Source organism: Undibacterium sp. KW1 (assembly GCF_009937955.1).
Taxonomy (GTDB): domain Bacteria; phylum Pseudomonadota; class Gammaproteobacteria; order Burkholderiales; family Burkholderiaceae_D; genus Undibacterium.
Map to the genome: position 1 here is coordinate 3,257,497 of NZ_AP018439.1, position 26,705 is coordinate 3,284,201.

Consider the following 26,705-nt stretch of genomic DNA (forward strand, 5'->3'; position numbering starts at 1 on the left):
TGAGATTGAAACCCGTGAATTACTTAGCTTCTACGAGTTTCCAGGCTTTGGCTAACAATGCCTTGGCCTGATCATCATATTTAGCGTCGATGAGTTTCATCTCATCATCGGTCACATCTTCAAATGCATCTTTAATTAATTGACGTGCACGGTCTGCAGATAATGCCAAAATCGCGCCAAATTCGTCATAAGCCAATCCAGCGAAAGCCGCCAGGGTCTTGATACCAGCCAAACCCAGCTTGCCTGCAGTTACGCGGGTCATACCTTCGAGGTTGATTAATTCATCTTCCATACCTTCGAGACCTTCTTCAGAAGCAATTGCCTCTGTCAACAAAGCGTCACGAGCGCGGTTACGCAACTCATTAACAGTGTCTTCATCGAAAGCTTCAATTTCCAGCATTTCGCTGATCGGTACGTAAGCGATTTCTTCCAGGCTGGAGAAACCTTCATCTACCAGGATGTCGGCGACTTCCTGATCTACATCAAGTTTTTCCATGAACAGGCTGCGGATACCGGCAGTCTCTTGCTCGGCCTTATTCGCAGACTCTTCTGCCGTCATGATGTTGATTTGCCAGCCGGTCAATTCAGCGGCCAGGCGAACGTTTTGGCCACTGCGGCCAATTGCGATTGCCAGGTTTTCTTCATCAACGACCACGTCCATGCCGTGCTTTTCTTCATCCACCATGATGGATGAAACATTGGCTGGTGCCAGTGCGCCAATCACGAATTGCGCCGGGTCTTCAGACCACAGCACGATATCAACACGCTCACCACCCAGTTCGCCAGTCACTGCCTGCACGCGTGAACCACGCATACCAACGCAAGTGCCGATAGGATCAATACGTTTGTCGGCGGTGTACACAGCAATTTTTGCACGCACACCAGGATCACGTGCAGCAGACTTGATCACCAAGGAACCTTGCTCGATTTCCGGCACTTCCAGCTCGAACAACTTCATGATGAATTCTGGCGCCGTACGCGACAAGATAACTTGCGGACCACGTGCATTACGGTCTATGCGCAAAATATAGGCACGAACACGATCACCAACACGCAGATTTTCTTTGGGGATCATCTGATCACGTGGCAGACGGGCTTCAATCTTGCCAGATTCAACCACGGCTTCGCCGCGCTCCATACGCTTGATGGTACCTGTTACCAGGGAATCACCACGCTCCAGGAAGTCAGCCAGGATCTGTTCACGCTCTGCATCACGGATACGTTGCAAGACGACTTGCTTGGTATCTTGTGCAAAACGACGGCCAAAATCGACCGATTCAATTTCTTCTTCGATGTAATCATCAACCTGAATTTCAGGATCGTCTTCCACTGCTTCAAAATGCAGGATTTCCTGATCTGGCAATTGCAGACCTGCCTCATCCGGCACCACGTGCCAGCGGCGGAAAGACCTGAATTCACCAGTATCGCGGTCGATTTCTACGCGAATATCGACTTCACCGGGAAAACGTTTTTTTGTCGCTTGCGCCAAAGCATGCTCCAGCGATCCGAAAACAACCTCTTCATCGACGTTCTTTTCACGCGCCAGCACATCCACCAATAACAACAAATCACGACTCATGCTTTGCGACTCCTAAAATCCACTTGCGGCACAAGGCGTGCCTTATCCACATCGGCGAGCGTAAACTCCAGCATGGCCGACCCATCTTTTACTTCAAATTCCAGCTTCAGATTTTCACCTTCAGGCTCATGCAAGATACCTTCAAAAGTCTTGCGATTTGGCGTGCCCGGCATGGGCATGCGCAATTTCACATTGGCTTTCTCACCAGCAAAACGCACGTAATCAGCGATTTTCTTGAGCGGCCTGTCGAGACCGGGAGAAGAAGTCTCCAGGCGACTGTAATTGACATTTTCCACCGTCAGCACATGCGATAACTGGTGACTGACTTTTTCGCAGTCTTCCACCGTGATATTGCCGCGCTCGAGGTCTTCCGGTAAAAAATCAATATAAACCCTGAACAAGCCGCGCTCGGCCTGCTCAAAATCCACCAGATCATATCCGGTACCGTTGACGGTTTTTTCTATCAAATCCAACAAAGCCAAACTTATTCTCCGAGAAACACACTGACAATTTGCAAACCGGGCGAAACCCGCTACAGGCCTGGCGATCCGGACTATTGAGCGTTGCACCGCAACTTACTCAACACGATATCAATCGCTAAAACCAAAAAAAAATGGGCAACTGCCCATCTTTTTTTGTAGCGCCCTGATTTAGGTTCAAATAAAGGCAAAATCTGCTAACTACAAGATTATAAACGATAAATTACCTCGTCGCAATGGAAAACGAGGTAATTTCAACACGTCGCACCACTGCAAAACGTGTAAAACAACCGAAAAACATTATGCGCCACGTGAGCGCCTGCGCGCTGCAATACCCTGACCGATGGCCTGACCGCTACCGCGGGCAGTCGGGCCGCGACGCTGCTGGCCTGCGTCAGGAAAACCCAATGCTGTCTGCAAGGGATCTGGCTGACGGCTACGTTTTTTACCATTGGCGTTGTTGGCATTATTGCCAGCATTGCCGGCGGCTTTATTGCCGTACCCGTTGCCATTGGCGTTACCGCCACGGCCCGCACCGTATTCAGCACGGTCGCCACGACCGCTGGACATGGGAAAACCAACTTGCTTCTGGGTAAAAGGACCATTACCAAAACCTGGAGCCTTGTTACCAAATGGCTTGCCGCCTTTGCCTGGCGTGGCAGGCTTGTCACTACCAGCCTTTTCCAGACCACTCAACTTCAACAGGGCACGGACCGCATCTTCTTCCAGCTCCTCCCAACGACCACGCTTGAGGTTGGCGGGCAAGGTCATGGCACCATAACGGGTACGGATCAGACGTGAAACCGTCAAACCTACCGCCTCAAACATACGACGCACTTCACGGTTACGGCCTTCACCAATGATGACGCGATACCATTTATTGACACCCTCACCACCACCGTCAGTGATTTTGGAGAATTGCGCCAGACCATCCTCGAGCTCAACACCAGCCAACAGGCGCTGACGCATACCCTCTTCCAGCTCACCGAGGGTACGCACGGCATATTCACGCTCAATACCATAACGTGGGTGCATCAGACGGTTGGCCAGATCACCGGATGTGGTGAACAGCAACAAACCTTCAGTGTTGTAATCGAGACGACCAACCGCCAGCCACTTTCCTACTTTCATGGTTGGCAAGCTCTCAAACACGGATGCACGCCCCTCAGGATCATTGGTACTGACGATCTCGCCAGCAGGCTTGTGATAAATCAGCACGCGCGGCGGCTTTTTACTGACTTTACGCATGATGGGCTTGCCATTGATACGCACCTGATCAGTAGGCAAAATTCTTTGACCAATATGAGCTGGCTCACCATTCACGGAGACACGGCCAGCAACGATCAGCTCTTCCATGTCGCGGCGCGAACCCAGGCCAGCCTCAGCCAATACTTTATGCAATTTAGGTGCATCATCATCTGCAGTCAGATCACGGCGCACTGGCTTGCCACGGCCCTTGCCTTTGACATCATCGGCAACACCAGAATCAAATGCCTCGGAAGTAACAAAAGAAAACACGTCATCGGCATTATTGCCTGCACCAGGGCGACCACCGCGAGCCTGCTGTTGCGGACGTTTGGATTTATTGGCACCTGCCTGTCCAGCATTTTGACGCGGACCACGATCACTGCGGTCACCGCGTTCATTACGCTCACTGCGTTCGCCACGATCTGAACGCTCGGACCTGTCGGTGCGCTCTCCGCGATCAGCGCGGACTGGACGTTCAGTTTTTTCGCCGTTTTCAGTTTTCTCACTGCGCACTGTCCGTTCTTCGCGATCTGTCCTTGGCGCACGCTCTGTGCGGGGCGGACGTTCGCTGCGTGGTGGACGTTCACTACGCTCGGCTATTTGCTCAGTACGCACATCCGGCTCGGCAACTACAGGAGCTTCAGGCGCGACTGCTGCATGCTCTTCGACAACTTCCGCAAGCTTGGCTTTGGCACGGCTGGCGCGTGGCGCTGCTCCAGGTTCTTTAGGAATACGCGGCGCGCGCGGGGCACGCGCTTTTTTAACTGGCGCTTCAGCGACATCATCGGCTGATGTTGTCACTACTACAGTTGCTATTGCCGCCTCTGCAGCCCCTGCTGATTGCTCTGCATTCGCTTGCTTAGGCTTGGATCGGCTTACACTAGTACGTGGAGTACGCACACCGCGCTTTGCCGGTTTTGCGTCATCACCAGCAGCCGGGCCATTGTCATTTGGGCCCGCACCATCAGCTTGGTCAGCATTTACATCTTCAGGATTCATTGGATTCATTCTTCAGTTCTATTGAAGGCAACTGACTCGCTGCAGCGCCCGATACACTATCCGGTGCCGCAGTATCGGCTACCTGATCACTCAATTGCGTGACAGGTTGAGAATCTCCCCCAACCTCACTTATTTCTTCGATTACTTGTTCGGCTATATCTTCAGTAATTTCTTTTACTATCTCTTCTGAAATTGCTACATTTTCTGCGTCGCTTGCAGCTTCAACGCGCTCTTCAGCGACAATTTCCACTGCCACATCAGTTGCAGGCAATGCATCTGAGGCGTGATCGATCGCCACACCTGACTCAACGCTAATCTCATCCTGCTCATGCGACTCTTGCTCGGATTCAACTTCTGCATTCTGTAAGGTTTCAATCTGCTGTTGCACATCAGGTGTCACCTGCACCAATGGCCCCGATTCTTCTGCAAGCACCTCTGCAGCATCAGCCGACTCCTGCACAGCATCAGAAGCATCTTCACCAGGCACATCCACATCCTCAGTTTGCTCTGCCAAAGGCACATCTTCAGCCACAGGCTCAACCTCTGCCGCATCTGCATCAACAGCGGCAAACATGCCGCCATCCAGCGCTGCCAACTCGGGCGCAGCCTCTTCTTCTGCATCCCTCTTTACTTGCTGCAAAGGCGGCAACTGATCCAATGAAGACAGGCCCAGGTCATCCAGGAACTGCTTGGTAGTGGCGAACAAGGATGGGCGACCTGGCACATCCCTGTGGCCTATAGTTTCTATCCAGCCACGGTCTTCCAGTGTCTTGATCATCTGCGAAGCCACGGTCACGCCACGTATTTCTTCTATATCACCACGCGTCACTGGCTGGCGATAAGCAATAATCGCCAGTGTTTCCAGCGTTGCTCTTGAATACTTTGGTGGCTTTTCCGGGTTCAGCCTGTCTATATAGGCGCGCATTTCCGGTTTACTTTGAAAGCGCCAGCCTGTCGATAAAGCCACCAGTTCTATGCCCTTGTCGGACCAGTCCTGACGCAAGCCTTCCAGCATCAATTTGATAGTATCTGCGCCGACCACATCACCTTGATCATCCGCATCCTGGAACAGCTTTTTCATCGTATTGACTGTCAGCGGCTCTGGCGCGCATAACAAGGCTGTTTCGAGGACTCGTTTTGCCTCAGCAGTATTCATGCAATATTAAAGTACACGGGTTTATTTAGTTGATGTCACGCAACACGGCAACTGATACTCAGTTACCATTTCGCTATTGTTCACATCAGTTTTGTATTAAATTTGTTGCCACCAACCTGGCAGCAACGCCCCTTATGCGGGCGGCTGGGACTGCATGGAGCGCGCAAAGAACTTAGCAGCGCACAATCCCTAAAATTAGTAGACACTGGATTGTAGTCCAGAAATTCACACACGATCAAAAAATATCGTCAACAAACAATAAAAAAGCCACGCTGATACGTGGCTTTACTCATTATTTCCGTCGGCAAGCGGGGAAATCAAGCGAATTTCCGCATAGATACCCACTTCTGCACCCAATCCGGAAAGCCAACCACAAGCCTTCCAACAACATCCTGCATACCATTGCAAGGGCGCGAGGTTAGCATGCATTTGGGAAGTTTGCACGGAAAAATCTGGACAGATTGCATGCGACTCAAGTAAAACAAAGATTAAATTATATTTATATCAACAACACCGAATAAGATTTTATGGAAAAATACCATGCGATCTTCAATCAAACTTATGACAAACTATGTGTTTCATGACCATCTTAAGCACCAGTTCCGACTACGACCTATCTCTTGCCAACAATGAGCTCATTCAATTCGTAAAAAAACTACCCGGCATTCCAGAAGAAAAATATCTACGCTTCGAGAATAAATGGTTCCTCGCCTCAAATGCCGGATGCAGTTGCAACTTCAGGCATTTATCTGGCGACAGCATAGAGCTAGGATTTGGCGAACCGGAAGAATGGTTTCAAGAAGATCACGACACTATTGAAGCAACACATCAAATTGCAGCAAGCATACGCATGCTGATACAGCAAGGCGCCAATGTGGATTGTCTTGATGCATGGGCACATGAACAAAATGATGCAGCAACACTAATCGATGACATCGAAGTCAATCTGGCCGAGGTCAGCGACGCCGCATTCCGTTTTTTTGAAGAATATCGCTTTTCTTTCACAATCAAAGCTTAATCTGACTGGCGCGCATAACTCACCATCAACATTTTCCATTGATGACCATCTGGCTGATTCCAGTAAATCATGCTGCCGCCATAATCAGTATTAATCTCCATATCCACAGGCCAGCGCACGGAGCTGCGATAGGTGATGCCTGCCAGCTTGATACACCCCAGTATTTCATCAAACTTTTGCGGGCTGACACGAAAACAAAAATGATAAACAGGGAAGTCTTCGTCAGTCTGGATAAAATCCAGTATCAAAACCTCACTCACAAATACTGGAGCAAACGGCCCCAGAGCCGTCGGTGTCCAGGGCACACCAAGCAGGTCAGCCAGCAACTTTGCCGAACCCAGCTTGTTGTGCGAAGGAACGATAGTGCGATCAAGTTCAATACTCATGGCATTTTTCCTTGCCAGGCCGGGCTCAGGTTTTGTGACAGCATCTTGTATTTTACTTATTTTTACAGAATTCAAAAAACATGCAAAATTTGGTTGAATTCACAATAAATTGCATTTTTTGCATAAAACATACACTTTGATTTTTCACGTGGACTTCAAGCAAAGACGATGCGTAAAATGCAATTCAATGCAAATAAAGCAAGCTCATTCACGCCTGGCAACTTAGGCAAGAAACCCGGATCCCCCGGAAACAATTGCCAGAAACTTGCAACATCTTTTTTTGCAGTACTGCCTTCAGGAACGACTCGCTTTAGCCGCCGCTCATTGTCAATCGCATCCGACCAGCAGCACAGCCTTTCAGGGGACAAAAAATGTTTATTGCAAATCTCAAAATCAGCCAGCGCCTGTATTCAGGTTTTGGCATAGTTATCTTGATGCTGATTGCTGTTGTACTTATAGGCACCTCACGTCTGACTTTGCTCAACAGCGAAATCAACCTGACCGTCAATGACCGCTATCAAAAAATATATGCACTCAACGACGCCATCAAAAACCTGAATCTGCAAGCCAGGAATTTGCGCAATATCTTGCTCATGAGTGATGAAGCTGAAATAAAAAAAGAAATCGACAGCGTACAAAAATCCTCTCAGACGATTACCGTCGAACTCGACAAGCTATCGACCACTATACGCAGCCCAAAAGCCAAGGAGTTGCTCAGGCTTACCATAGAACAGCGCACGCAATATATTCCCATCAGAGACAAAATGATACAGCTCGTGACAGACGGCAGCAAAGACGAGGCAAAAGATTTTCTATTCAAAGAAGTTCGCCCCAAACAACTCAGTTACCTGGAAGCCATGGAGTCACTGATCAAGTTTCAAGAGGGATTAATGGCCGAGTCAGCCATAGAAACCAGGACAACAGCAGAATCAGCCACTCAGCTAATGATAGTCACTGGCATACTTGCCGCCATCGTCAGTTGCCTTATCGCCTGGTCAATTACACGACGCATAGTCACCCCCATTAACAGTGCAGTAAAAATCGCCAAGACCGTTGCCAGCGGCGATTTGACCAGTGACATTGATGTCACCGGCAAAGATGAAATGGGCTCACTGCTGCGCGCGCTGGCTTTGATGAACAAGAACCTGATAGACATCGTCGAACAGATACGCAATGGCACAGACACTGTCGCTACCGCATCCACACAAATCGCATCAGGGAACCAGGACCTGTCCGCCCGCACTGAAAAACAGGCAAGTGCACTGGAAGAAACCGCGTCCTCCATGGAGGAGCTCACCAGCGCAGTCAAGCAAAACTCCGATAACGCCCTTGAAGCCAATCAGCTCGCACGAAATGCATCCGAAGTCGCCGTCAAAGGCGGTAATGTAGTCACGCGGGTGGTAGATACCATGTCTTCCATCAGTGAATCATCCAGGAAGATTGTTGACATCATCAGCGTCATAGACGGCATCGCCTTCCAGACCAACATCCTGGCACTGAATGCCGCCGTCGAAGCGGCGCGCGCCGGAGAGCAAGGCCGGGGATTTGCCGTGGTTGCTTCAGAAGTGCGCAATCTTGCCCAGCGCTCGGCAACAGCAGCAAAAGAGATCAAGCTCTTGATTGATACATCTGTAGAAAAAGTGAATGCAGGAAGCCAGCTTGTTGATGAAGCCGGCCTGACCATGGGGGAAGTCGTCAACAGCGTCAGGCATGTAACCCATATCATTGCGGAAATCAGCTCTGCCAGCGCAGAACAGACGGCAGGCATAGAACAGATCAACCGGGCCATTGTGGAACTGGATAACACCACCCAGCAAAACTCTGCTCTCGTCGAAGAAATAGCCGCAGCAGCCGAATCACTGCAGGATCAGGCAAGAAAACAAGCTGACGTTGTCAGCATATTTAAAACCAGCAACACCACGCCAACCACTGCCGCCAGGCTGCACAATATTTCCGAACATCCAAAAGCAGCGAGGCAAGCGTTTGCACCAACAGTCATTGCATTACCAATGTCTGCATCAGCAAGAGAAAAATAGACCACGAGTACCAGAAATATCACCAACAAAACTACGCCACAATTCCACGACTACGGCAAACAGGTTTCACATCACACAAGCAGCAGGTGCGTGACAAGCAAGAAAAGCAAAAGCCCTTGATCATTTCTGGTCAAGGGCTTGAATACTTGGTTGCGGGGGCAGGATTTGAACCTACGACCTTCGGGTTATGAGCCCGACGAGCTGCCAGACTGCTCCACCCCGCGTCTGAAGAATGAAACTATACATGATTTTGCTGCTCCGCGCAATTCTTTTATAGAATATGGACTTTTGCCGCGCTTTTACAGACAGATGTTACACTCTGCGGATTCGCCAATTTTGACTCTTTTTTACCCATGAAATTCTGCTCTGAATGCGCGTCCCCGGTGGTCTTGCAAATCCCTGTTGATGATACCCGCGAGCGTTTTGTCTGCCCAGCTTGCGGCACTATCCATTATCAAAACCCGAAGATGGTGGTGGGTGCTATTCCCGTTTGGGAAGAAGATGGTGTCACCAGGATATTATTATGCAAGCGAGCCATAGAACCGCGTCTGGGCTTTTGGACCCTGCCTGCCGGTTTCATGGAAAATAATGAGACCACGGCTCAAGCAGCGCAGCGTGAAACAGAAGAAGAAGCTGGTGCTAATATCAAATTGCATGAGCTGTTTTCTATCTTGAATGTACCGCATGTACATCAGGTCCACCTGTTTTATCGCGCCACTCTACTGGATCTGAATTACGCCGCTGGAGTCGAGAGCCTGGAAGTAGCACTCTTCTCTGAAGAGCAAATCCCCTGGGATGACATCGCCTTTCCCACCACAGGCCATACGCTGAAGTTTTTCTTTGAAGACCTCGCGAAGGTCAGGGACGGCGGGCGCTTTCACATGCACGAGCATGATATTTTCAAGCCCATGCGGGATGGCTGAAATACCATTGGCCAGGCTAATATCAAAAATGGGCAAATTTTAATTTGCCCATTTTTTTCGATATTACCAACTGGTTTCGCGTTCTGCAGTTGATGAGATTTTGTGGATAGCCAAATCCGCACCTTCAAATTCCTCTTCAGGATCAAGGCGTATGCCTATGAATTTTTTCAGACTGGCGTAGATGATATAGCCACCGATGAAGGCAATCGCAACACCCATGACGGTGCCCAGCAATTGCGACATCAAGCTGACGCCACCAAGACCACCCAGAGACTTTAAGCCAAAGATACCAGCGGCAATACCACCCCAGGCACCACACAGGCCATGCAGGGGCCAGACACCGAGTACATCATCGACTTTCCATTTGTTTTGCGTCCAGGTGAACATCCAGACAAAGATCGCACCTGCCATACCACCAGTGATCAGCGCTCCGAGAGGATGCATAAGGTCAGAACCCGCGCACACCGCCACCAGGCCAGCCAGGGGACCATTGTAGGCAAAGCCAGGATCATTCTTGCCGAGGATGAAGGCGACCAGGGTGCCACCCACCATGGCCATCAGTGAATTCATGGCAACCAGCCCATTCATTTTATCCAGGGTTTGTGCGCTCATGACATTGAAGCCAAACCAGCCCACCGTCAGTATCCAGGCGCCCAGCGCCAGGAAAGGGATGCTGGATGGCGGGTGAGCTGCGATTGCGCCATTCTTCATATAGCGGCCACGGCGTGCTCCCAGTAGCAGCACGGCAGGCAAGGCGACCCAGCCACCAAAGGCATGCACAACCACAGAACCGGCAAAGTCATGAAATTCCTCAGAGAACATTGCCTTCAGCCATGCCTGCATGCCAAAACGCTGGTTCCAGGCTATGCCTTCAAAGAAAGGATACAACACACCGACCAGCAAGGCAGTAGCAATCAACTGAGGGTGAAATTTTGCCCGCTCGGCAATGCCGCCTGAGATAATGGCGGGTATGGCAGCGGCAAAGGTCAGCAAGAAAAAGAACTTGACCATTTCAAAGCCGTTTTTGGCAACCAGCACCTCGGCACCTGAATAAAACTGCACGCCGTAAGCAATGGTGTAACCGACAAAAAAGTAGGCGATGGTCGATACGGCAAAATCAACCAGTATCTTGACGAGGGCATTGACCTGGTTTTTCTTGCGCACAGTACCCAATTCTAAAAACGCAAACCCCGCATGCATTGCTAAAATCATGATTGCGCCAAGCAAGATAAACAAGGCGTCAGCGCTGCTATTTTGTGCATTCATGCAAAATATCTCCCAATTAATGTGCAAATCCGAATTAAAGATGCACTGATAAAGCAAAATGCATTCCAATTTGGTGCAAACGATAAGTGATTGATTTAATGCGATTTTTAAAACCTGGTTATGCAATGCAGAAGTTTGATGCACTAAAATATGGCATCTTTTTGGTGCAAGCTATGTTGGGGGCTGCGTGATCCCCTGGCTGGAAACCGATAGTCCCTTTCCTCATCCCAGCACCGCACTGACTGAAAAAGACGGTGCCGCAGGCTTATTGGCAGCGGGTGCCGACCTGTCAGCGGGACGCTTGCTGTATGCTTATAAAAATGGCATCTTTCCCTGGTTTTCTGATGGGCAACCTATTTTGTGGTGGTCCACCGATCCGCGCATGGTCTTGCAGGTACAAGACTTCAAGCTGTCACTCAGTCTGAAAAAGCGCTTGCGCCAGGTCAGTAAAGACCCGCGCTGGGAAGTGCGCTTTGATACTGCCTTCGAAGACGTCATGCGAGCCTGCGCTGCGCCTCGTGGAGAAGAACACGGCACCTGGATTTCTGACGACATCGTCGCGGGTTATTGTGACTTGCACAAGCTCGGTTATGCCCATTCCATCGAAGTCTGGCTGGACGGGGAACTGGTAGGAGGCGCCTATGGCGTTTGCATAGGCCGCATGTTTTATGGCGAATCCATGTTTGCCAGGGTCACGGATGCATCCAAGATAGCGCTGGCACATCTGGTATTTTTCTTGCGTGAACATGGGGTGAAAATGTTAGACTGCCAGCAAGAGACGGCACATTTGGCATCTCTGGGCGCAAAAGCGATCAGCAGAACCGAGTTTTTGCGCTGGGTAGAACATGCCAGTGCCTTGCCAGCGATTAGCAATTGGACCATAGTCAACAAGATCAGCCCGTGACCCAGCTTAACGAACTCCCCTTCGCCAGCATACAGTTTTATGCGACGGCGCCCTACCCTTGCAGTTATCTGGAAGGCTTGCAGGCGCGTTCGCAAGTGGCCACGCCCGCGCATCTGATTAATGCGGATGCATACTCGGAGCTGGTAAAGAGTGGTTTTCGCCGTAGCGGCATTTTTATTTACCGGCCGCATTGTGATAACTGCCAGGCTTGCACACCTGTTCGTGTGCGCGTCAATGAATTTGAAACCAACCGCAGCCAGCGCCGTGCCTGGAAAAAACATGGCAATCTGCATGCGCGCGTCAGCAGCCTCAGTTATGTGCATGAACACTATGAGCTGTACCAGCGCTACCAGGGTGAGCGTCATTCTGGCGGCGGCATGGACAATGACAGTCGTGACCAGTATGCACAATTCCTGTTGCAAAGCCGGGTGAATACACGCCTGGTTGAATTCAGGGATGACAACAATATCCTGCGCATGGTCAGCATCATTGATGTACTCACAGATGGCTTGTCGTCGGTATATACCTTTTATGACCCGGATGATGCGACGGCATCGTATGGCACCTACAATGTTTTGTGGCAGATAGAGCAAACACGCTTATTAAAGCTGCCCTATGTCTATCTGGGTTACTGGATTGCAGCTAGCCCCAAGATGGCTTACAAAACCAATTTCCGCCCTCTGGATGCCTTGATGCAGGGGCGCTGGCAAACTTTGCGGGAGTTGTGAAAGGCTCCGTCCTGTTTGTCTCTCAAATTTTATTTTCAACTTTTTTTCCCATCCTATTTACATGCCTGCAAAACTTCTTTACTCCCTGATCCGCCCTGCCCTGTTTGCCATGGATCCGGAAAATGCCCATCACCTGACCTTACCTGCGCTGCAGCGTGCCAATCAACTTGGCCTGGGTGGTTTGCTGGGCAATAAGCCCGCAGAAGATGTGCGCACAGTCATGGGTGTGCGTTTTCCCAATCCGGTAGGTCTTGCTGCTGGCCTGGACAAGGACGGTGCGTATATTGATGGCCTGGCGGCAATCGGTTTTGGTTCCATAGAAATTGGCACGGTCACGCCTCGCGCGCAAGCAGGCAACCCCAAGCCACGCATGTTCCGCCTGCCACAGGCTGATGCGATTATCAATCGCATGGGATTCAACAATGGCGGCGTTGATGCCTTTGTCAAAAATGTGCAGGCTTCGCGTTTTTACCAGGACAAACAAGGCGTGCTTGGCCTCAACATAGGCAAGAATGCCGATACGCCAATAGAACGCGCTGCTGAAGACTACCTGCATTGCCTGACCAAGGTTTATCCGTATGCCAGTTATGTGACAGTGAATATATCTTCCCCCAACACCAAGAACCTGCGCCAGTTGCAAGGTGCAACCGAGCTTGATGCCTTGCTGTCACAACTCAAGGAGGCGCAGCAAAAACTGGCGGATGAACATAAACGTTATGTGCCAGTTGCCCTGAAGATCGCCCCTGATATCGACGCAGAACAGATCAAGACCATAGCTGAAGCCCTGCTGCGTCACAAGATAGATGGAGTGATTGCGACCAATACCACCATCACCCGCGATGCCGTACAAGGCTTGCCGCATGCAGAAGAAACGGGTGGACTGTCTGGCAAACCCGTCTTTGAATTATCGAATCGTGTCATCCGTGCCCTGAAGGCAGAACTGGGTAATGAGTTACCCATCATCGGTGTCGGCGGGATTTTTTCTGGTGACGATGCTGTGGCTAAAATGCAGGCGGGAGCAGCGCTGGTACAAGTGTATTCTGGCCTGATTTATCAAGGCCCGGCATTAGTCAAAGACTGCGCAGATGCCTTGCGCGGACATAAATAATTTATCCCTATCATCATGAAGAAAATTTTACTTGGCAATAGCCAACTGAATGTAACCACCATCTGCCTGGGCACCATGACCTTTGGCGAGCAAAACACAGAAGCAGAAGCGCACGAGCAGCTGGATTATGCGCTGGAGCGTGGCATTAACTTTATTGATACTGCAGAGATGTATCCGGTCATGCCGCGTGCAGCTACACAAGGCAAGACCGAGCAGTACATAGGTAGCTGGATCAAAAAATCTGGCAAGCGTAATGAGATCGTAATCGCGACTAAAGTGGCTGGCCCCTCACGCGGCATGGGCTGGATACGCAATGGCGAAAATGATTTGAATGAAAAGAATATTCGTGCCGCTATCGAGACCAGTTTGCAACGCCTGCAAACTGATTATATCGACTTGTACCAATTGCACTGGCCCAGCCGCAATGCCCCCATCTTTGGACAAAAACAATTTGATCCAGCACTGGAAAGACCCTGTACAGATATAGCTGAAACAGTGGCGGTATTGAATGCCCTCGTCAAGGAAGGCAAGATACGCGCTTTTGGCGTATCGAATGAAACATCCTGGGGTGTCAGTGAGTTTATCAAGCAGGCAGAACTGCAAGGCGCAGCGAACATCGCCAGCATACAAAATGCCTACAACCTGGTGAACCGTTCATTTGAACAGGGTCTGGATGAAACCTGCTTCCGCGAAAATGTAGGCTTGCTGGCGTATAGCCCGCTGGCGTTCGGACAGCTTACCGCCAAATATACTGACGATGCGAAGGCCCATGGCCGCCTGACAATATTCCCGCCGACCTGGAGCCCACGCTACATGCGCGCCAGCGTATTCGAAGCCAGCAAACGTTATGCGGCTCTAGCACGGGAACATGGCTTGACGCCAGCGCAACTGGCACTGGCCTGGTGTTATTCACGCAATTTTGTCGCCAGTACCATCATAGGAGCGACCAATCTGACGCAGTTGAAGGAGAATATTGATGCGCTGGATGTAAGGCTCAGTGACGAAATCATGGCTGGCATCAACCGTATTCACGAAGAGCTGAACAACCCAGGTCAGTAATATTATCGTGGTGGAACGTCGGCAAAATAACAACTCCGGCAAAAAGTTTTCAACTGGCATAAAATACAAGCGCAATTGCAACAAATGCCTATTGATCCTTTTACCGGAGAACCGAGATGTCCCAATTGCGTATTAATATTATCAAATCCCTCATCTGCTTTTTTGCCATCTCTGCGTTGCTGATTGTTTTTCTGCGCAGCCTGGTTCCAAATATTTCCCCATTACGTGTATTCCCTTATATTGCGCTGGGCATTTTTGTATTTGCCTTTGCCCTATACCTGACTATCATCATCAGGGGTGGTTTTAATCAGTGGAGTATCAATAAGGGAGCTATTGATCCCGCATGGCTGTGGTTTGCTGCAAACCCACCGGGACTGGATTCCATCACCAACAACAATACTCCAGCAGCAATGTCACAAGATGCCATTGATACCAGCTCAGCTACAAGTATCGCTTGCAGTATTGACATGGCAAGCTCTTGCCAGACATTAAGTATTGACAGCGGGAGCAATTAGTAAATTTCCGTTAGGGCAGATACGCGTAACACGGGAATAAGCGCCACGCGCCAATCTGCCCCCCATACTTATGGTTATTTTTGCGGCCTGACTGGCAGCGGCACATTACACAGGTCTATATACCCTGCTGGCACCTTATACCAGTCACCGCCGCGATTTCTTTGTGCATCGATAATTGATTTGAAAGTTGCAGTATCAGTGCGGATGATTTCCAGTTTGCTGCGTTCGGACTCGGGCACATCGGCAGCTATTTTCATGCTCTTGATGGGAGTGCGCTCTTCGGCTTTTTCATAAAACCCCAAAGGCCCTGTACCACGTGGCAAGGTCGTCAGTAATTCCATGCCTTGCACAACACGACCAACTACCGTGATATTTCTATCCAGCTGTCTTGGCGCATGCCCGGTCACCACATACAAAGATGTGCCGTTGCCGCTGTTCGCATCAGTACCACGGGCAACGCCTACACTGGCATAACAATGCGCTAACCAGGCCGTGCCGGTCTTGGGATCACGCCCCGCCGGAAAACTGTTTGCATGGCCCACTTGTGGTGCATAGCCGTCGATATCAGGCAACTGCGTAAACGGTAAATTGGTGGGGTATTTGACGGTGAATTCACCGTCAAGCTTGCGTTTGGCCGTTTTAACTTCACGCTTCTCATCCGGATCTGCCCATTGTGCGACATAGTTCTCTTGCGAACGTACGATAGCCAAACCATCAAAATAACCCTCGTGTACCAGTGCCTTGATATTTTGTGCATGATTGGGGGCAAATTTGGGGGCCAGCTCTATGATGACACGGCCTTTGTCCAGATTCAGGTACAGCGTATTTTCAGGATCAAGTGGCCTCCAGTCCGTGGCCTTGGAATCTTTAAGAATATCACCAAGATTCAGTTTGGATGCCTGCACTGCCTTGACTGGCGGGTTCTTGGCTTTAGCTGGTGCAGCTTGTACGGTAGCAGACAAGCACAGGCCTGCGACCAGGCAAGTTATCAAGGATTTTCCAGCGGGCACAGCAACAAAACGTAAAGACATTATTCGACTCCGGTAAAGTGCACAAAGAAACAGAGGACCATTGCCGCTCAGGCAAGAAGGGGTGACCTTACGCGAATGAATTAATTTTGTCCATATACCCCCAATATATCTAACTAGCTACTTGGCTTATTATTTGGGTCAAATATGCTATTTCCTGGCTCTTCTCATTGTAATATTGCAAAATTCCGGCGAATCCGGTAAAACCTGATTCAATCTTTTATTTCAAGGAGTCCTTGTTTGAAACCTCAACTTCACGCACCTACCGGTGCATTTGTGGGCGCATCATGGGCCGCATTGTTTATAGGTGCAGCCACTTATTTTGCTGGCGTCTGGAATGCAGAGATGCAATTGAATGAAAAAGGTTATTACTTTACCGTCTTGATGTATGGCCTGTTTGCTGCCGTTTCCCTGCAAAAATCAGTACGCGACAAACTCGAAGGGATACCTGTTACCGGCATCTACTTTGGCCTGTGCTGGCTGTCACTGGGTTTATCCATACTGTTACTGGCTGTAGGTTTGTTCAATGCAACACTGGGCTGGAGCGAAAAAGGCTTCTTTGCCATGGCATTCTTGCTGAGCCTGTTTGCTGCTGTTGCAGTACAAAAAAATGTGCGCGATATCAAGCTGCTCAAACCTGATCCAGATACCTTGCCCATGCACGATGGTCACGAAAACTGATTCCTGGTTAAAACTATAGAACGAAAAACTCATCGTGAATAATGATGTTCCCAAAAACGGTGACTTTGCCGCTTATCTGGAAAGTCTGGGCAAGCAAAGCGCAGCAGGGGCGCCACAACATCCTGAGCCAGACTATGGCTTGCCCGCTTTTCAAGCAAGTCAAGAATTGACTTTCGAGGAAAAATTGCACCTGCAAGAACTTGCTGAACTTCCACCTGTAGCAGACGATGATTTATTGACGCAAGCGCTAGCGACTGCTGGGGATGGACTTGAATATGGTCTGGATGGAGAGGCTGGTGACGATGCTGAAAATGAAGACTTGAATGCGCTGGCAAGTTCGCAAGAGAAGCCAGAAGATGAGCGGGATGCCCTAACATTTCTGGGCGAGCATGCCTTGAACCTGCCACATCAAGCCAGACCAGAAGAGCTGAATGAGCTGCCGCCAATCTCTGAAGAGGATTTGATACAACAGGCACTGGCTAGTCAGGCAGACGGGGAAGATAGCTCACCAGACTAAAACCGTCGTCACAAAGAAAAAGAGCCTGCATTTGAAAAAATGCAGGCTCATTACATTTTACTGGAATCAGCCGTAAGCCAGTGACAAATGCCCTGCACGGACACTTGCAGTGGATTTCACTTCCACCTGCATGGAGTTTTGCAGAGAAGCGATAGAACCACCAGCACGGTACTGGAAACTGACTTGCAACAGATCACCTTCTTTCACCGCAACTGGCTGGGCCAATGGCAAGGCCATATAGTGATTCAACCAGTCTATGGTGGATGAGGTTTCCATCAATACCGCCAGGATATTCTTGGTCACAAAACGCAAGGCACTGACCGTTCCCGATTTTTCTATGGTAAAACTGCCCTCCCATTTGACTTGCAAGTCATTGGGTTGACTGAAATCAATAATGCTGTACAAGGCCGGTTGCGCCAACTCTATCGTGTCGGCAGAAAAAACACCAGCCTGCTGAAACTGGATAATCGGGGCCTGATAGCCAGAAAAATCATAAGCCTGCTGCAAAGGCTGCACTGCCATGACGACGGCTTCTGGTATGAACAGGGGCAATGGACCGCCAAATTTTGCGGCATAGCGTTTTTTAAAATTCTCGATGACTTCCACCTGTTTTTCACGCAGCATCGCGACATGTATCATTTCGCAAATGACGATATCGACAGGTTCTGGTGGCAGGTATTCAAAGGCATCGGCATGGATGACTTCGACTTTTTCACCATCGCGGTTCATGGCCAGCAAGCGACGTGCTTCATCGACCATGTCGGGATTAAACTCGACACAATACACCTTGGACGCCGCCTGTGCAGCAAACCACGACAAAACGCCTGTCCCCCCACCCAACTCCAGCACCTTGGCTCCCTCAAATACCTGGCGGCGTATCGCCGCCTTGAAGTTGTCCATACGGTTCAGGTCCATCAACATATTGTGATGGTATTGCAGGGGGATAAACTGGCCCAGGTAGCAACTCTCAGCCTCGCGCTCTATCAACATGTTCACTCCTTCATTTCTATTTTCATCATGTGGCTGCCATCTGAAGAGTTCTGCAGGACAGTCAATTTTTCGCCAGCAACACACAACGCCAACTTCGCTGAGTGTATGGCTTCAAAGAATGATTATCCTTGGCTTATCAGGAAGTGATACACAGAGCTAAGCAGCGAAACTGTATCAATTCTTGCGTATGCGAAAGATGGCCGCATGCAAAGCATGTTTACCAATTAACTTTATGCAAAGAAACGGATACGCGCAATGGCAGTTTTGAAAAAACAAATAAAAGGATTTAAAGAACAGATGAACTGACGATCAGTTTGATTTTGGACGCTCGCAGCGACCATCCTGATACGCCTGGGGCAGTTGCTCCCAGCCCTCACCCGGCGAAGTCTGGGAACAGACCACATGGGCATTGAGTTTGCTGCGCCACTTATACCAGGCGGCTGGCGCAGCATGCGTCGGGGTGACGAGTAATACCATGCACAGTACAATTATCTTTCTGAACATGATCATACTTGCCCCCCGGTTTTGTGGTTAATAAAGGCTTAGCTTAGCGCTGTAGTTGATAATGCACGATAAGCTGCAAGTTCATCAATCGTCAAGATCACGATATCGTGAGTCACTGCATATTCTATGATTTGTGCGCCCTTGGCCATGCTGCCATCCGGGTTCATCAATTCACATAATACAGCTGCTGGAGACAACCCTGCCATGATAGCCAAGTCAACAGAACCTTCAGTATGCCCACGACGGCTGAGTACACCACCAGGTGCAGCCCGCAAAGGGAAGACATGGCCAGGCCGTGCCAAATCCTCAGCTTTAGCATCTGCGGCGATGGCAGTCAGGATAGTCGTGACGCGGTCAGCAGCAGAAACACCGGTAGTCACGCCTTGTTTGGCCTCTATAGACACCGTGAAAGCTGTGCCATAACGGCTTTCATTGTGGCTGACCATGGGGGCAGATCAAGTTGTTGCAACTTTTCGTCAGTCAGACACAGGCAAACAATACCACTGCAATCGCGGATCAGCCTGGCCATGGATTCAACGGTGATTTTTTCTGCTGCAACAATGAGATCGGCTTCGTTTTCGCGGTCAAAATCATCCATGAGCAACACGGGACGGCCATTGCGCAAGTCTGCCAACGCTCTGGACAGGCGCTGCTCAAAAGGACTGAGGGATAAAATTTCCGGCTGGGCGGAAACAGGGGATGGGACAGTAGTATTGGTATTACCAATAGTATTCAACATAATGAAACGCTCCGGCAAAAGTGAATGTGCAAAAGACGTTTCAGGGAGTAAAAAACGAATAGCCAAACACCAACGCCCATGGTTTTCACCACAGGAGTTTTGTATAAGGCGCATCTTCTCTCATCCGGACTATGACCGTCGGCCCTGGAATCTCACCAGATCTGCTGACCTTGCAAACTGCTGCAACTCACTGCAACCGTTTTTTACTGCAAGCGCTCGCGGGCTTGTTCACGCGCATTACCAAGGCAATGTGGTGAATTTACCGCCGGTGGGGAATTACACCCCGCCCTGAAGACGTACAACCTGCCGATATATTCGGCACAGGAATTATACGCAAAAATGACATTACTGTTTGAACAAGCATTAATCCGGCGCATCATTCACAGATATTCTATTTATAACTACAAGATATATAAGCCCCAATATCCCTTCATGCGAAAAACATATATTCACATGAGAATTGTTAAAAATATTGTCTGAATTGACTCGCATTTCCACATGGCAACATCTATTCTTATTTCAAAAGGCATTCCAGCCTTTTTCACAGCAGCAGCCTTACAAATCGCACCCGGACAAACTTCTGACGAGATGGCGGATTATATAAAGCATCAAAATTGCACACTTTTTGCATAAATTATTATTACTTAAATAATTTAAGCTGATTCTGCGGATTAAACTAAAGGCAATATCAGTCCAACGATTTTATATATGTCAAATACGTATATAAGCAAATGAATACTAAGTAGTTTGGAATAAAGCCTGAATTCATTACGATGCACCTACTTTGCGCGAGGCGATATGACGTTAACCTATATATTTTCGGGATTTGCAGTTGGCACCCTGGTCGGCCTGACCGGTGTAGGTGGCGGCTCACTGATGACTCCCCTGCTTACCTTGCTGTTTGGTGTCTCACCAACAGTGGCGGTAGGCACCGACCTCGCCTTTGCATCGATTACCAAAGCAGCGGGTACTTTTACCCACAGATTGCGTGGCACGGTTGAATGGCATGTGGTACGCCTGCTGTGCTACGGCGCGTTACCTGCCGCCGTCATTGCGACCCTGTTTCTCAAGCAATTTGGCGCACTCGACAAGGAAATAGGCCAGCTCATACGTTACTCCATCGCTGTTTCTGTGTTGCTAACGGTGGTTGCCTTGCTGTTTAAAGGCAAGATGCTGAACTGGCTCAACAAGCATCCTGAAAAACAACTGCATGGAAAAAACCTGGCTGCTGCCACGATCATTGCAGGCGCAGTATTAGGCACACTGGTGACGATATCCTCCATCGGTGCTGGTGCAATTGGCGCAACACTGCTAGTCATGCTGTACCCACGCATGTCTGCCGCGCATATCGCCGGTACCGATATCGCCTATGCTGTACCTTTGACAGCCATTGCCGCTTTTGGTCACTGGTGGCTGGGGTCCATAGATTGGGTTTTGCTGGGCAGCCTGCTGATTGGCTCTTTGCCAGGCATTACCCTGGGCTCGATGGCAGCGCGTGCAGTACCAGAAAAATTTTTACGTGGCCTGTTGGCAACCACTCTGACTTTGGTTGCTGCCAAGCTTGTCCTTTGACTCTGTTTGCAAACGCGTACTTACAGACGCATTTTATGGGTAATTAAAGATGTATCGTTACGACCAGCACGATCACCAAATCATCAAGGAACGTATTGCACAATTCCGTGACCAGGTTAGCCGCCGGCTCTCGAATGAATTGAGTGAAGATGAATTCCGTATTTTGCGTCTGCAAAACGGCCTGTACATGCAGCGTCACGCCTATATGCTGCGGGTGGCAGTGCCATACGGCATGCTGTCGTCGAACCAGGTACGCAAGTTTGCTCATATTGCCCGCAAATATGATCGTGGTTATGGTCATTTTACGACTCGTCAGAATATCCAGTACAACTGGATTAACCTGGAAGATACACCAGACATCCTGGAAGAACTGGCATCAGTAGAAATGCATGCCATCCAGACTTCTGGCAACTGCATGCGCAATATCACTTCAGATGAATTCGCTGGTGTTGCTGCTGATGAAGTGATAGATCCGCGCGCCTATGCAGAAATCCTGCGTCAATGGACTACCTTCCACCCTGAGTTTGCCTACTTGCCGCGCAAGTTCAAGATCGCCATCAATGGTGCAAAAGAAGACCGTGCCGCGATTGCAGTGCATGATATTGGACTGACTGTGGTACACAATGAAGCTGGCGAAGTCGGCTTCAAGGTCATGGTTGGCGGCGGCATGGGCCGTACGCCTATACTGGGTAGCGTGATACGCGAATTCCTGCCGTGGCAACATGTCATGACTTACCTCGAAGCGATATTGCGTATCTATAACCAGTACGGTCGTCGCGACAATATCTATAAAGCACGTATCAAGATACTGGTGAAAGCCATAGGTGCAGAGGATTTTGCCCGTCAGGTAGAAGAAGAATGGCAAGACATCAAGGATGGCCCAGCCACTTTGACAGAAGCAGAATTGAAACGCGTTGCCAGTTACTTCACAACGCCAGATTATGAAAATCTGCCTGCGCAAGATGCCGCTTATGAACAGCACTTGCAGGACAATAAATCCTTTGCCAACTGGGTCAAGCGTAATGTCAAACCACACAAGGTGGCTGGCTATGCAGCCGTGGTCTTGTCACTGAAGAAGCCAGGCGTGCCTCCGGGTGATGCCAGCTCTGAGCAAATGGATTTCATCGCCGATCTGGCCGATCAATACAGCTTTGGCGAACTCCGTGTCACGCATGAACAAAACCTGGTGCTGGCTGATGTCAAAGTCGCTGACTTGTTCACCGTCTGGCAAGAAGCCAAGGCCCACGGCCTGGCGACACCAAATATCGGTTTGCTGACCGACATGATCTGCTGCCCAGGCGGTGACTTCTGTGCGCTGGCAAATGCCAAGTCCATCCCTATCGCGCTGGATATCACCGATCGCTTCAACGACCTTGATTATCTGCATGATATTGGCGACATAGAACTCAATATGTCTGGCTGTATCAATGCCTGTGGTCATCACCATGTCGGCAATATCGGCATTCTGGGTGTGGATAAAGATGGCAGCGAGTTTTACCAGGTATCCATAGGTGGTGCGCAGGGTAATAGCGCCGCCATAGGCAAGATCATAGGCCCGTCTTTTGCTGCTGGACAAATGCCGGAGGTGATAGACCGCATCATCCAGGTGTATGTGCGCGACCGTCTCGAAAACGAACGCTTCATCGACACTGCACAACGTCTGGGGATCGCGCCATTCAAGGAATTTGTGTATGCAACACCGATACGTACCAATGAACATCATGGTGAAGACGCCGGTACTGCTGTCAGCTACTGAAATTAAGAAAGTGCATCATGCGAGAAATTATTAAAGACAAAGCCATCGTAGCCGACGACTGGACAGTATTGCGTCTCACCGAAAATGAAACACCGGATGCCGTCAGCGTACCTGCGGGCAAAGTCATCATCCCGCTGAAAGTATGGTTGCTGCAACGCGAAAGCCTGTTGAACCGTACTGATATTGCCGTCTGGTTCAGCAGCGATGAGCAGGCAAAAGAATTGAAAGAAGATATCGGCCGCTTTAAGCTGCTGGCAGTGGATTTCCCTAAATTTGCCGATGGCCGCGGTTACTCCATTGCCTATAACCTGCGTTCACGATTGAATTTCACTGGCGAATTGCGTGCCATCGGCGATGTCTTGCGCGACCAATTGTTTTACATGCAGCGCGTTGGTTTCAATGCCTTTGCCACACGGGAAGACAAGAATATCCAAGATGCAATCAAAGGTCTGACTGATTTTTCTGAAAAATACCAGACTTCCTGGGATGAGAAAAACCCCTTGTTCCGCCGCGCAGAGCGCACAGGGGCTGAAGCATGAGTGATTTTCTGGAGCGCCTTGCCGCAACTCAGGCTATATTGGAAAGAATCGCTGACGACTTTGAGCCAGCGGTATTTGCTTCCAGCCTGGCGGCAGAAGACATGGTGTTGACTGACCTGATTTTGCGCAAGAAATTGAATATCACGATTTTCTCGCTGGAAACTGGACGCCTGCATGCAGAAACCCTGGGCATGCTGGATAAAGTCAAGGAAACCTATGGCACAGAAATCAAGCTGTTCAAGCCGGATGCTGCTGCAGTAGAAAATTATGTCAGCCAGCATGGGCTGAATGCGTTTTATGACAGCGTGGAAATGCGCAAGGAATGCTGCCGCATACGCAAGGTGGAACCGCTGAAACGTGCACTGGCAGGCAACAAGGCCTGGGTCACAGGCCAGCGCCGCGCGCAGTCTGCAACACGTACTGAATTGGCGATACAGGAAGACGATACGACACATGGCCTGCAAAAGTTTAATCCTTTGGCAGATTGGTCAGAAGATGATGTCTGGCACTATCTCAGGAGCAACAATGTGCCTTACAATCCTTTGCATGACAAAGGATATCCATCAATAGGTTGTGAACCCTGCACCCGCGCCATACAACCAGGTGAAGATGTCAGGGCTGGACGATGGTGGTGGGAAAACCCCGATTCCAAGGAATGCGGTCTGCATGTGGTGGATGGCAAGCTGATCCGAATTAAACAAGCTGTCTGAAGAAGAAAAATCATGAATACTGTCGTGGAAAACCATTTTATTGATGCTGCGAGCAATCGCCACCTGGATTGGCTGGAATCCGAAGCCATCCATATCATGCGCGAAGTCGCGGCTGAATGCAGCAACCCTGCCCTGCTGTTTTCTGGCGGCAAAGACTCTATCGTCTTGCTGCGCCTGGCAGAAAAGGCTTTCCGCCCGGGTAAATTCCCTTTCCCGCTGGTGCATATTGATACTGGCCATAACTTCCCTGAAGTCATCGCCTTTCGCGACAAGCGGGTTGCCCAACTGGGTGAACGCCTCATCGTTGGTTCGGTAGAAGAATCGATACGCCGTGGCACAGTACGCCTGCGCAACCCGGCAACGGACTCACGCAATGCGGCACAAGCCGTGACCTTGCTGGAAACTATCGCAGAGCATAAGTTCGATGCCTGCATAGGCGGTGCCCGTCGCGATGAAGAAAAAGCCCGCGCCAAGGAGAGAATATTCTCTTTCCGTGATGAATTTGGTCAATGGAACCCGAAAGCACAGCGCCCTGAACTGTGGGACCTGTATAACACCCGCGTCCACGCTGGCGAAAACATGCGCGTCTTCCCTATCTCGAACTGGACCGAGCTCGACGTATGGCAATACATCGCCCGTGAAAAACTGGAATTGCCACAGATTTATTTTGCCCATGAACGCCAGGTCATACCACGCAATGGCTTGCTGGTGCCACTGACTGACCTGACGCCGCCACGTGATGGTGAAACGGTAGAGACGCAGGTTGTCCGCTTCCGTACCGTTGGTGATATCTCCTGCACCTGCCCGGTATCGTCTGACGCCGCAACAGTAGAAGCCATCATCGCTGAGACAGCGATTACCCAGATTACAGAACGTGGCGCCACACGCATGGATGACCAGACATCAGAAGCATCGATGGAAAAACGTAAAAAAGAAGGATATTTCTAATGAACGCCGTAGAACAATTGACTGCCGCCGTTGGTAGAGAACGTGGCCTGTTGCGCTTCATCACGGCGGGTTCAGTGGATGATGGCAAGAGCACTTTGATCGGTCGCCTGCTGTTTGACAGCAAGGGTATTTTTGCTGACCAGCTTGATGCCATTTCACGCGCCAAGCACAAGCGCACCGTTGGTGACACCATAGACTTGTCCCTGCTGACGGATGGACTGGAAGCAGAACGCGAACAAGGCATCACTATTGACGTGGCCTATCGCTACTTCGCGACACCAAAACGCAAGTTCATCATCGCCGATACACCTGGCCATGAACAATACACGCGCAATATGGTGACTGGTGCATCGACTGCCGATGCAGTCATCATTTTGATCGACGTGTCCAAGGTCAAACTCAATGATGATGGTAGTGTCGATTTGCTGACGCAAACCAAACGTCATTCCACCATTGCCCATTTGCTGCAGATTGAACATGTGATCGTCGCTGTCAACAAGATGGATCTGGTGAACTACGACCAGACGGTATATGAGCGCATCATTGGCGCCTACCAGGAGTTTGCTGATCAACTGGGCCTGAAAGACATACGCCCTATCCCGCTGTCAGCCCTGGCGGGTGACAATGTCGTCACAGCGAGCGAAAAACTGGCCTGGTACAAGGGCCCGACGCTGATAGAGTTACTGGAATCCTTAAACGTCTATGATGCCTGCCACGACGAACCTTTCCGCTTCCCGGTGCAACTGGTGGCACGCCACAATGGCCATGAAGCAAATGATTTCCGTGGTTACATGGGCCGTATTGAAGCTGGCAAGGTCAGCAAGGGCGATAAACTGCTAGTGCAACCTGGTGGCCAGACTGCCACCGTCAAAGACATTCTGACGCTGGATACTTCGCTTGACACTGCCGTCGTCGGCCAGTCAGTGACTATCTTGCTGGATGAATATGTAGATATTTCACGCGGCGACATGCTGGTGGGCGCAGACCGCCCTGCGACGCTGTTGAAAACCGTCAAGGCTGACTTGTGCTGGTTGTCAGAAGATGCGCTGGATATACGCCGCAAATACTGGCTCAAGCACACCACCAGGCAAGTCGCCGCCAGAGTCACTGGCATTGATACCCTGCTGGATATCAATACGCAGGAACGCCGCCCTGCTGACAGCCTGAAGCTCAATGACATCGCCACCGTCACCCTGAATGTGGCCCAGGCACTGGCAGCCGACGATTATCAGGACTTACGCTCTACTGGTGCGTTCATCCTCATTGATGAAGTGACACACCAGACCGTGGCAGCAGGCATGATAAGACTGGCCTGAG

General features: G+C 50.1%; 26 protein-coding genes, 1 tRNA gene, 1 pseudogene and 1 riboswitch. Of the genes and pseudogenes, 17 read left to right on the forward strand and 11 right to left on the reverse strand.

Features of this window, described 5'->3' with window-relative positions:
- Nucleotides 1–19: 19 nt before the first annotated feature.
- The 4 genes from nusA to scpB form a co-directional block, all read right to left on the reverse strand.
- Nucleotides 20–1,579, reverse strand: coding sequence for a transcription termination factor NusA (gene nusA / locus UNDKW_RS14645; RefSeq protein WP_162041735.1), 1,560 nt, complete (start codon nucleotides 1,577–1,579; stop codon nucleotides 20–22).
- Nucleotides 1,576–2,061, reverse strand: a complete 486-nt coding sequence (rimP, locus tag UNDKW_RS14650) for a ribosome maturation factor RimP (protein ID WP_162041736.1) — start codon at nucleotides 2,059–2,061, stop codon at nucleotides 1,576–1,578. Before rimP ends, nusA begins: the two co-directional genes overlap by 4 nt.
- Nucleotides 2,062–2,358: 297 nt before the next feature.
- Nucleotides 2,359–4,305, reverse strand: coding sequence for a pseudouridine synthase (locus UNDKW_RS14655; RefSeq protein WP_162059290.1), 1,947 nt, complete (start codon nucleotides 4,303–4,305; stop codon nucleotides 2,359–2,361).
- Nucleotides 4,295–5,461 carry an SMC-Scp complex subunit ScpB gene (scpB, locus tag UNDKW_RS14660; RefSeq protein ID WP_162059291.1) on the reverse strand — a complete coding sequence of 389 codons (1,167 nt, stop codon included), beginning with the start codon at nucleotides 5,459–5,461 and terminating at the stop codon, nucleotides 4,295–4,297. Before scpB ends, UNDKW_RS14655 begins: the two co-directional genes overlap by 11 nt.
- Before the next feature lie 580 nt (nucleotides 5,462–6,041).
- On the opposite strand from scpB, the gene UNDKW_RS14665 reads away from it, so the two are divergent.
- Nucleotides 6,042–6,479, forward strand: a complete 438-nt coding sequence (locus UNDKW_RS14665) for a hypothetical protein (RefSeq protein ID WP_162059292.1) — start codon at nucleotides 6,042–6,044, stop codon at nucleotides 6,477–6,479.
- Here the strand turns inward: UNDKW_RS14665 and UNDKW_RS14670 are convergent.
- Nucleotides 6,476–6,865 (reverse strand): VOC family protein, encoded by a 390-nt coding sequence (locus UNDKW_RS14670; protein ID WP_162059293.1) that lies wholly within the window; start codon nucleotides 6,863–6,865, stop codon nucleotides 6,476–6,478. The genes UNDKW_RS14665 and UNDKW_RS14670 overlap by 4 nt on opposite strands.
- Nucleotides 6,866–7,236: 371 nt before the next feature.
- On the opposite strand from UNDKW_RS14670, the gene UNDKW_RS30965 reads away from it, so the two are divergent.
- Nucleotides 7,237–8,901 carry a methyl-accepting chemotaxis protein gene (locus UNDKW_RS30965; protein ID WP_162059294.1) on the forward strand — a complete coding sequence of 555 codons (1,665 nt, stop codon included), beginning with the start codon at nucleotides 7,237–7,239 and terminating at the stop codon, nucleotides 8,899–8,901.
- Between the two features lie 147 nt (nucleotides 8,902–9,048).
- On the opposite strand, the gene UNDKW_RS14680 is transcribed toward UNDKW_RS30965, so the two are convergent.
- Nucleotides 9,049–9,125, reverse strand: a tRNA-Met gene (locus UNDKW_RS14680).
- A gap of 129 nt (nucleotides 9,126–9,254) precedes the next feature.
- On the opposite strand from UNDKW_RS14680, the gene UNDKW_RS14685 reads away from it, so the two are divergent.
- Nucleotides 9,255–9,824, forward strand: a complete 570-nt coding sequence (locus UNDKW_RS14685; protein ID WP_162059295.1) for an NUDIX hydrolase — start codon at nucleotides 9,255–9,257, stop codon at nucleotides 9,822–9,824.
- A gap of 63 nt (nucleotides 9,825–9,887) precedes the next feature.
- Here UNDKW_RS14685 and UNDKW_RS14690 read toward each other — a convergent pair whose 3' ends face one another.
- Nucleotides 9,888–11,090, reverse strand: coding sequence for an ammonium transporter (locus UNDKW_RS14690; protein WP_162059296.1), 1,203 nt, complete (start codon nucleotides 11,088–11,090; stop codon nucleotides 9,888–9,890).
- A gap of 187 nt (nucleotides 11,091–11,277) precedes the next feature.
- Between UNDKW_RS14690 and aat the strand changes: the two genes are divergently transcribed.
- The 5 genes from aat to UNDKW_RS14715 all read left to right on the forward strand — a co-directional run bounded on the left by aat (nucleotide 11,278) and on the right by UNDKW_RS14715 (nucleotide 15,404).
- Nucleotides 11,278–11,994 carry a leucyl/phenylalanyl-tRNA--protein transferase gene (gene aat, locus UNDKW_RS14695; RefSeq protein ID WP_162059297.1) on the forward strand — a complete coding sequence of 239 codons (717 nt, stop codon included), beginning with the start codon at nucleotides 11,278–11,280 and terminating at the stop codon, nucleotides 11,992–11,994.
- Nucleotides 11,991–12,722, forward strand: coding sequence for an arginyltransferase (locus UNDKW_RS14700; RefSeq protein WP_162059298.1), 732 nt, complete (start codon nucleotides 11,991–11,993; stop codon nucleotides 12,720–12,722). The genes aat and UNDKW_RS14700 overlap by 4 nt, the downstream gene beginning before the upstream one ends.
- A 61-nt stretch (nucleotides 12,723–12,783) precedes the next feature.
- Nucleotides 12,784–13,830: a quinone-dependent dihydroorotate dehydrogenase gene (locus tag UNDKW_RS14705; RefSeq protein ID WP_162059299.1), complete on the forward strand. Its 1,047-nt coding sequence runs from the start codon at nucleotides 12,784–12,786 to the stop codon at nucleotides 13,828–13,830.
- A gap of 15 nt (nucleotides 13,831–13,845) precedes the next feature.
- Nucleotides 13,846–14,889 carry an aldo/keto reductase gene (locus UNDKW_RS14710; RefSeq protein ID WP_162059300.1) on the forward strand — a complete coding sequence of 348 codons (1,044 nt, stop codon included), beginning with the start codon at nucleotides 13,846–13,848 and terminating at the stop codon, nucleotides 14,887–14,889.
- A 116-nt stretch (nucleotides 14,890–15,005) separates the two neighbouring features.
- The gene (locus tag UNDKW_RS14715; RefSeq protein ID WP_162059301.1) at nucleotides 15,006–15,404 is read left to right on the forward strand and encodes a hypothetical protein; all 399 of its coding nucleotides are present in this window, start codon (nucleotides 15,006–15,008) and stop codon (nucleotides 15,402–15,404) included.
- A 74-nt stretch (nucleotides 15,405–15,478) separates the two neighbouring features.
- On the opposite strand, the gene UNDKW_RS14720 is transcribed toward UNDKW_RS14715, so the two are convergent.
- The gene (locus UNDKW_RS14720) at nucleotides 15,479–16,435 is read right to left on the reverse strand and encodes a peptidylprolyl isomerase (protein WP_162059302.1); all 957 of its coding nucleotides are present in this window, start codon (nucleotides 16,433–16,435) and stop codon (nucleotides 15,479–15,481) included.
- Between the two features lie 237 nt (nucleotides 16,436–16,672).
- On the opposite strand from UNDKW_RS14720, the gene yiaA reads away from it, so the two are divergent.
- The gene (yiaA, locus tag UNDKW_RS14725; RefSeq protein ID WP_162041750.1) at nucleotides 16,673–17,113 is read left to right on the forward strand and encodes an inner membrane protein YiaA; all 441 of its coding nucleotides are present in this window, start codon (nucleotides 16,673–16,675) and stop codon (nucleotides 17,111–17,113) included.
- Nucleotides 17,114–17,147: 34 nt separating this feature from the next.
- On the forward strand, nucleotides 17,148–17,630 hold the full coding sequence (locus UNDKW_RS14730; protein ID WP_162059303.1) for a hypothetical protein: 483 nt from the start codon (nucleotides 17,148–17,150) through the stop codon (nucleotides 17,628–17,630).
- 66 nt (nucleotides 17,631–17,696) lie between these two features.
- On the opposite strand, the gene UNDKW_RS14735 is transcribed toward UNDKW_RS14730, so the two are convergent.
- The 3 genes and pseudogenes from UNDKW_RS14735 to ribB all read right to left on the reverse strand — a co-directional run bounded on the left by UNDKW_RS14735 (nucleotide 17,697) and on the right by ribB (nucleotide 19,863).
- The gene (locus UNDKW_RS14735) at nucleotides 17,697–18,620 is read right to left on the reverse strand and encodes a methyltransferase domain-containing protein (protein WP_162059304.1); all 924 of its coding nucleotides are present in this window, start codon (nucleotides 18,618–18,620) and stop codon (nucleotides 17,697–17,699) included.
- A gap of 309 nt (nucleotides 18,621–18,929) precedes the next feature.
- On the reverse strand, nucleotides 18,930–19,124 hold the full coding sequence (locus tag UNDKW_RS14740) for a hypothetical protein (protein ID WP_232063392.1): 195 nt from the start codon (nucleotides 19,122–19,124) through the stop codon (nucleotides 18,930–18,932).
- Between the two features lie 38 nt (nucleotides 19,125–19,162).
- Nucleotides 19,163–19,863: pseudogene (gene ribB, locus UNDKW_RS14745) on the reverse strand (3,4-dihydroxy-2-butanone-4-phosphate synthase).
- A 108-nt stretch (nucleotides 19,864–19,971) separates the two neighbouring features.
- Nucleotides 19,972–20,163, reverse strand: a riboswitch (FMN riboswitch).
- Between the two features lie 198 nt (nucleotides 20,164–20,361).
- Between ribB and UNDKW_RS30845 the strand changes: the two are divergent.
- From UNDKW_RS30845 to UNDKW_RS14775, 7 genes are all read left to right on the forward strand, one after another.
- Nucleotides 20,362–20,496 carry a hypothetical protein gene (locus UNDKW_RS30845; RefSeq protein ID WP_255431541.1) on the forward strand — a complete coding sequence of 45 codons (135 nt, stop codon included), beginning with the start codon at nucleotides 20,362–20,364 and terminating at the stop codon, nucleotides 20,494–20,496.
- A gap of 165 nt (nucleotides 20,497–20,661) precedes the next feature.
- A complete protein-coding gene (locus tag UNDKW_RS14750) occupies nucleotides 20,662–21,435 on the forward strand; it encodes a sulfite exporter TauE/SafE family protein (protein WP_162059306.1) in 774 nt (257 codons plus the stop codon).
- 49 nt (nucleotides 21,436–21,484) lie between these two features.
- The gene (locus UNDKW_RS14755; RefSeq protein ID WP_162059307.1) at nucleotides 21,485–23,191 is read left to right on the forward strand and encodes a nitrite/sulfite reductase; all 1,707 of its coding nucleotides are present in this window, start codon (nucleotides 21,485–21,487) and stop codon (nucleotides 23,189–23,191) included.
- A 17-nt stretch (nucleotides 23,192–23,208) separates the two neighbouring features.
- On the forward strand, nucleotides 23,209–23,730 hold the full coding sequence (locus UNDKW_RS14760; RefSeq protein ID WP_162059308.1) for a DUF934 domain-containing protein: 522 nt from the start codon (nucleotides 23,209–23,211) through the stop codon (nucleotides 23,728–23,730).
- The gene (locus UNDKW_RS14765; protein WP_162059309.1) at nucleotides 23,727–24,440 is read left to right on the forward strand and encodes a phosphoadenylyl-sulfate reductase; all 714 of its coding nucleotides are present in this window, start codon (nucleotides 23,727–23,729) and stop codon (nucleotides 24,438–24,440) included. Before UNDKW_RS14760 ends, UNDKW_RS14765 begins: the two co-directional genes overlap by 4 nt.
- Nucleotides 24,441–24,452: 12 nt before the next feature.
- On the forward strand, nucleotides 24,453–25,388 hold the full coding sequence (gene cysD, locus UNDKW_RS14770) for a sulfate adenylyltransferase subunit CysD (RefSeq protein ID WP_162041759.1): 936 nt from the start codon (nucleotides 24,453–24,455) through the stop codon (nucleotides 25,386–25,388).
- Entirely contained in the window at nucleotides 25,388–26,704 is a 1,317-nt protein-coding gene (locus UNDKW_RS14775) for a sulfate adenylyltransferase subunit 1 (RefSeq protein WP_162041760.1), read from the forward strand. The genes cysD and UNDKW_RS14775 overlap by 1 nt, the downstream gene beginning before the upstream one ends.
- Nucleotide 26,705: the final 1 nt, after the last annotated feature.

Excerpts from the sequence above, each read along its gene's own strand:
- nusA (WP_162041735.1), bottom strand. The coding sequence starts at position 1,579 with ATGAGTCGTGATTTGTTGTTATTGGTGGATGTGCTGGCGCGTGAAAAG.
- UNDKW_RS14655 (WP_162059290.1), bottom strand. The coding sequence starts at position 4,305 with ATGAATCCTGAAGATGTAAATGCTGACCAAGCTGATGGTGCGGGCCCA.
- scpB (WP_162059291.1), bottom strand. The coding sequence starts at position 5,461 with ATGAATACTGCTGAGGCAAAACGAGTCCTCGAAACAGCCTTGTTATGC.
- UNDKW_RS14665 (WP_162059292.1), top strand. The coding sequence starts at position 6,042 with ATGACCATCTTAAGCACCAGTTCCGACTACGACCTATCTCTTGCCAAC.
- UNDKW_RS14670 (WP_162059293.1), bottom strand. The coding sequence starts at position 6,865 with ATGAGTATTGAACTTGATCGCACTATCGTTCCTTCGCACAACAAGCTG.
- UNDKW_RS30965 (WP_162059294.1), top strand. The coding sequence starts at position 7,237 with ATGTTTATTGCAAATCTCAAAATCAGCCAGCGCCTGTATTCAGGTTTT.
- UNDKW_RS14685 (WP_162059295.1), top strand. The coding sequence starts at position 9,255 with ATGAAATTCTGCTCTGAATGCGCGTCCCCGGTGGTCTTGCAAATCCCT.
- UNDKW_RS14690 (WP_162059296.1), bottom strand. The coding sequence starts at position 11,090 with ATGAATGCACAAAATAGCAGCGCTGACGCCTTGTTTATCTTGCTTGGC.
- UNDKW_RS14705 (WP_162059299.1), top strand. The coding sequence starts at position 12,784 with ATGCCTGCAAAACTTCTTTACTCCCTGATCCGCCCTGCCCTGTTTGCC.
- UNDKW_RS14710 (WP_162059300.1), top strand. The coding sequence starts at position 13,846 with ATGAAGAAAATTTTACTTGGCAATAGCCAACTGAATGTAACCACCATC.
- UNDKW_RS14715 (WP_162059301.1), top strand. The coding sequence starts at position 15,006 with ATGTCCCAATTGCGTATTAATATTATCAAATCCCTCATCTGCTTTTTT.
- UNDKW_RS14720 (WP_162059302.1), bottom strand. The coding sequence starts at position 16,435 with ATGTCTTTACGTTTTGTTGCTGTGCCCGCTGGAAAATCCTTGATAACT.
- UNDKW_RS14735 (WP_162059304.1), bottom strand. The coding sequence starts at position 18,620 with ATGTTGATAGAGCGCGAGGCTGAGAGTTGCTACCTGGGCCAGTTTATC.
- UNDKW_RS14740 (WP_232063392.1), bottom strand. The coding sequence starts at position 19,124 with ATGTTCAGAAAGATAATTGTACTGTGCATGGTATTACTCGTCACCCCG.
- UNDKW_RS30845 (WP_255431541.1), top strand. The coding sequence starts at position 20,362 with ATGGCAACATCTATTCTTATTTCAAAAGGCATTCCAGCCTTTTTCACA.
- UNDKW_RS14750 (WP_162059306.1), top strand. The coding sequence starts at position 20,662 with ATGACGTTAACCTATATATTTTCGGGATTTGCAGTTGGCACCCTGGTC.
- UNDKW_RS14755 (WP_162059307.1), top strand. The coding sequence starts at position 21,485 with ATGTATCGTTACGACCAGCACGATCACCAAATCATCAAGGAACGTATT.
- UNDKW_RS14760 (WP_162059308.1), top strand. The coding sequence starts at position 23,209 with ATGCGAGAAATTATTAAAGACAAAGCCATCGTAGCCGACGACTGGACA.
- UNDKW_RS14765 (WP_162059309.1), top strand. The coding sequence starts at position 23,727 with ATGAGTGATTTTCTGGAGCGCCTTGCCGCAACTCAGGCTATATTGGAA.
- cysD (WP_162041759.1), top strand. The coding sequence starts at position 24,453 with ATGAATACTGTCGTGGAAAACCATTTTATTGATGCTGCGAGCAATCGC.
- UNDKW_RS14775 (WP_162041760.1), top strand. The coding sequence starts at position 25,388 with ATGAACGCCGTAGAACAATTGACTGCCGCCGTTGGTAGAGAACGTGGC.